4 protein-coding genes and 1 pseudogene are annotated in these 4,130 nt (G+C 48.1%); 2 read left to right on the top strand and 3 right to left on the bottom strand.

Going from position 1 to position 4,130, the window contains the following annotated elements:
- The coding region (locus BFJ94_RS00055) for a transposase (RefSeq protein WP_162944079.1) at nt 1–980 on the top strand (980 nt) is incomplete at its 5' end.
- A gap of 16 nt (nt 981–996) precedes the next feature.
- Here BFJ94_RS00055 and BFJ94_RS00050 read toward each other — a convergent pair.
- The 3 genes and pseudogenes from BFJ94_RS00050 to BFJ94_RS26025 form a co-directional block, all read right to left on the bottom strand.
- Complete coding sequence (locus BFJ94_RS00050) at nt 997–1,503, bottom strand: ABC transporter permease (RefSeq protein WP_205571012.1); 507 nt, start codon at nt 1,501–1,503, stop codon at nt 997–999.
- Nucleotides 1,504–1,651: 148 nt separating this feature from the next.
- The gene (locus tag BFJ94_RS00045; protein WP_205571011.1) at nt 1,652–1,927 is read right to left on the bottom strand and encodes a hypothetical protein; all 276 of its coding nucleotides are present in this window, start codon (nt 1,925–1,927) and stop codon (nt 1,652–1,654) included.
- 284 nt (nt 1,928–2,211) lie between these two features.
- Nucleotides 2,212–2,540: pseudogene (locus tag BFJ94_RS26025) on the bottom strand (response regulator transcription factor).
- A 138-nt stretch (nt 2,541–2,678) separates the two neighbouring features.
- On the opposite strand from BFJ94_RS26025, the gene BFJ94_RS00030 reads away from it, so the two are divergent.
- Complete coding sequence (locus tag BFJ94_RS00030) at nt 2,679–3,908, top strand: IS256 family transposase (protein WP_120460043.1); 1,230 nt, start codon at nt 2,679–2,681, stop codon at nt 3,906–3,908.
- Nucleotides 3,909–4,130 lie beyond the last annotated feature (222 nt).

Genomic DNA, 4,130 nt, shown 5'->3' with positions numbered 1-4,130 from the left:
CGACAGCGGAAGTCATGAACAAGGGCACCCTCATGCTGGATGCGACATGCGCGCCTGCGGACATCAAGTATCCGACTGACTTGGGGCTGCTGAATCACGCCCGTGAAATCCTGGAAGACATCATCGACGTGCTGCACCGTCCCCATGTCGGAGCGATGGAGAAGCCGCGCACGTACCGCGAGAAAGCCAGAAAATCGTACCTGAGTGTTTCCAAGCAACGCAAGGCATCGGGCAAGGTGATCCGCAAAGCGATCAAAAAGCAACTTGGCTACGTGGGACGGAATCTGCGGATTATTGAAGCCCTCGTGAAGTATACGCCTCTCACGGAACTGAGCAAAAGACACTATCGCCAGCTTCTGATCATCTCGGAGCTCTACCGTCAGCAGCGCGAAATGCTAGAGAAGAATACGCATGTCGTCGCCGATCGCATCGTGAGTATCGAACAGCCGCATGTACGTCCGATGGTTCGAGGCAAAGCTGGAGCGAACGTGGAGTTCGGCGCCAAAATCGCCGCCAGTCTGGTGGACGGTTACGCTTGGATCGAAACGGCACAATGGGACAGCTTCAACGAGGCAACCACGCTGCAAGCATCGGTGGAAGCGTACAAACAGCGATTCGGGTATTATCCCGCCGTCATTCTAGCCGATAAAATCTACCGCAATCGAGACAACCTGAACTATTGCAAAACGCTAGGGATTCGCCTTAGTGGCCCGAAGCTCGGCAGACCCTCGAAAGAGCAAAGTGAAGTCGCCGATCGTCGGCAAGAGCGCCAGGACGCTGTACAGCGTAATGCGATCGAAGGAAAATTTGGAGAAGGCAAGCGCAAATTGGGCCTAGGTCGCATTCGGGCGCGTGGCGCCGAAACCAGTTTGACCGTCATCGCCCTTCAGTTTCTGGTCATGAATCTGGAGCGGCGACTGCGTGTTCTCTTTTTGCATTTTTTCAGACTGCTTGGGTTTAGAGACTTGCGTTGGGTGTAGATGGAACGAATCTTGTTCAGCAAGCCCTAATTATACTACCCAAATTTAAGAACCCGATGCTTTGAAATACCGACGGGATTGTCCACGGGAAATAGGGGGCAAACCCAAAAGAAGCCAAAACATTTGAGATAATAACAATTACCAGGATGAGTCCTAATGGGGCCAAGTATCCCTTGCTAACATTTGCCAGAAAAGCGCCTGGTGTGGTAACAATAATAAACAATAGCGATGTTATAATAAATTTTAGAAAAATATTCCAAATAAGCGAAGCTGACCAGCCCGTAACCCCTAGAATACCTCCAACGGCAAGAGCCGTGGCAAACATATAGATGGAAAGTAACATGCTCCACGCTAAAATTACCAGCAATTTGGACAGTACAATATTTGATCTTGATACGGGCTTTGCAAGCAAATCCTTAATTGTTTTATCTGTAAACTCTCGCCCAAATACCCATGCGGCGATAAATGTGTATCCGATCAGTCCCAGTGGGGCAAGATTATTAAGCAAATCCGTTAAATACATTTGCCAATTGATGCTACCGGTGTCACTGGATAAAATAATTCCGACTCCATCATGATTGGCCCAAATGCAAAAACAAGGAACTCCAACCAAAACACATTAGCGCGGATAATCTTACGAATCTCACAATGTAAAACAGAGAAAATATTCATTAGATATTTCCCCTTGCCATACCAATTGTCCGAAGAAAGTAACCTTCCAAATCTTCCGTAATCACTCGAAGCAGTGTTGGCGGTTGATTAGATTTAACCAGCAGTTCGGCTAGACGTTCAGGACGATCTGCTGCGTGATCATCGGTTAGTTTGATATAACCGTCCACTGTTTCCTCAAATTCATATCCATGCTCTTTAAGCACATTCTTTAAAGCATTTTTGTCGCGGCCGTTCACCACCAAGTTTTTCTGTAACGATTGTTCCAGCCTATCCATCGCGATTTCCTTAATAAGTTGGCCATTGTGTATAATCCCAATGCGTGTGGCAACTTTTGAGAGTTCTTCTAACAGATGGCTGGATATAAAAAAAATAATAAATATGAAACAGGCAATGGCAAATATGGGCAGGAGTAATCCTATATATCGCGGGTCCAGCAAGGAACCTGCGTATAGGTGAATATGCTGCAAAGATAATTTTCAGATATATTCCAATTGAAAACATAAAAACTATAAACATCAGCAGGAACAGCAGGGGAAGCTTTATTTTCAGTGTCGTACGATTACTCTCTTTCCGTGTATTTATATCCTATGCCCCAAATTGTTTTAATGAAGTCATATTCAGGACCAAGTTTCTTTCGGATATTTTTTATATGAACCGTTACGGTATTTAATTCTCCGTATTCGTCTCCCCAGACATTTTCATATATCTGCTCCTATTTCGAGCCCCACGATTTTATCAATATCCTTCAATGTGATTTTCTTCCAATGCTGTTAAGGCTTCTTTCCCGGAATATGCCGGAAGTATTTCAAATTGCTCGTACCTTAAACTCTTTGTGATGAGTTTTACGATATCTTCATCGTCGTCTACAACTAATATCGTTTTTAGCATAATTAACCCATTCCTTTCGAGTTGAGTCCGTATAATTGTGTAAAAACAGCATCTCTCTAAAAATAAGGGAGCCATTTTCAATCCCCCTCGGTTAGAATGAAGTTGACTAGACAACATTCGAAGGAGAGGGAATTTGAAATGGCTCAATACCAGATTACCGTAGATTCGCAACTTTTGCATCAGCTTTTTCTCGGCAATTCACAGGATTCGGGAGTGGCCAAGTTGTTGGAATCCGTATTGAACCAAGTCTTGCAGGCACAGGCGACCGAACAGTTGGGGGCGGAACCCTACGAACGGACAGATGAGCGTCAAGCATATCGAAATGGTACATACCCACACCAATTGACTACACGTGTCGGTACGATCACGCTTCGTGTCCCTCGCATTCGCGGCGGGAAGTTCTCCACCGAGTTGTTCGCCCGTTATCAACGCAGCGAACAGGCACTGGTGCTGGCTCTCATGGATATGGTCGTCAACGGTGTGTCTACCCGTAAGGTGGCCCAGATCACAGAAGAATTGTGCGGTACGGAGTTTTCCAAATCGACCGTGTCCGATCTGTGCAAACGGTTGGATCCTATCGTGAACGCCTGGAACAACCGTCCGCTACACGATTCTTCGTTCCCCTTTGTCATCGTCGATGCCCTGTACCTGAAAGTACGCGAAGAAGGGCGGGTGCGGTCACGGGGCGCTCTCATCGGGATCGGTGTCAATGCCGATGGATACCGGGAGGTATTGGGCGTTATGCTCGGCGACAGCGAGTCGGAGGCCAGCTGGAGCGAATTTTTTGGCTGGCTGAAAAGCCGTGGGCTTAAAGGCGTCGATCTGATTGTGTCGGATGACCATGGAGGGTTGGTTCGAGCCATCCGCAGGAACTTCCAAGGGGTGACCTGGCAGCGATGCCAGACGCACTTCATGCGCAACATTCTTGACGCCACACCCAAATCCTTGCAGGACGAGATTCATAGCCGGATTCGCCCCATTCTGGAGGCACCGGATGCAAAGACGGCACGGATGCTGTTAGAGAAGGTACTGGAGGAGTATGAAACGAAAGCGCCGAAGGCCATGGCTGTCCTGGAAGCAGGCTTCGAAGATGTCACAGCCGTCTTGGCATTACCGGAAAAGTACCGCAAGCGTCTTCGCACCACCAATCCGATGGAGCGGTTGAATGAGGAAATCCGCCGCCGTGAACGCGTGATTCGGATTTTTCCGAATCGAGAGTCTGCCATCCGCTTGATAGGGGCCTTGCTCATGGAAACGGACGAGAAATGGGCTAGCGGCAAAAAGTATTTGGACATGACAGAATATCTTGAATGGCGTCAAGGACAATCCCCAATCTCCTCCCATACCAAAGTCACTCGCATCGGCTAATAAACACCGCATCTAAGCCTGTCAAGGCCGCGAAGCGTTCCATTTTTAGCCTTGACAGGCTGAATGAAATACACTTTTGAAAAACCCAGCAATCCCTTGCTGGGCCTGCCATACGGCGAGTGACGGGGTGCAGGGGGGGTGCTCCCTGCGTCTCCCCCTTCGGGGGACGGAAGGGGGCATTCTAACCGAGGGCAATTTTACACACAAATATGGACTTGATCT

It is taken from the genome of Paenibacillus aceti, from assembly GCF_003614185.1.
GTDB classification, from domain to species: Bacteria; Bacillota; Bacilli; order Paenibacillales; family Paenibacillaceae; genus Fontibacillus; species Fontibacillus aceti.
The sequence above is the reverse complement of the archived record's forward strand: the minus strand, read 5'-3'. Positions and strand labels throughout refer to the sequence as shown.

What these genes read in the sequence shown, in the direction of transcription:
- BFJ94_RS00030 (WP_120460043.1), top strand. Translation starts at nt 2,679, where the DNA reads ATGGCTCAATACCAGATTACCGTAGATTCGCAACTTTTGCATCAGCTT.
- BFJ94_RS00050 (WP_205571012.1), bottom strand. Translation starts at nt 1,503, where the DNA reads ATGTATTTAACGGATTTGCTTAATAATCTTGCCCCACTGGGACTGATC.
- BFJ94_RS00045 (WP_205571011.1), bottom strand. Translation starts at nt 1,927, where the DNA reads ATGGATAGGCTGGAACAATCGTTACAGAAAAACTTGGTGGTGAACGGC.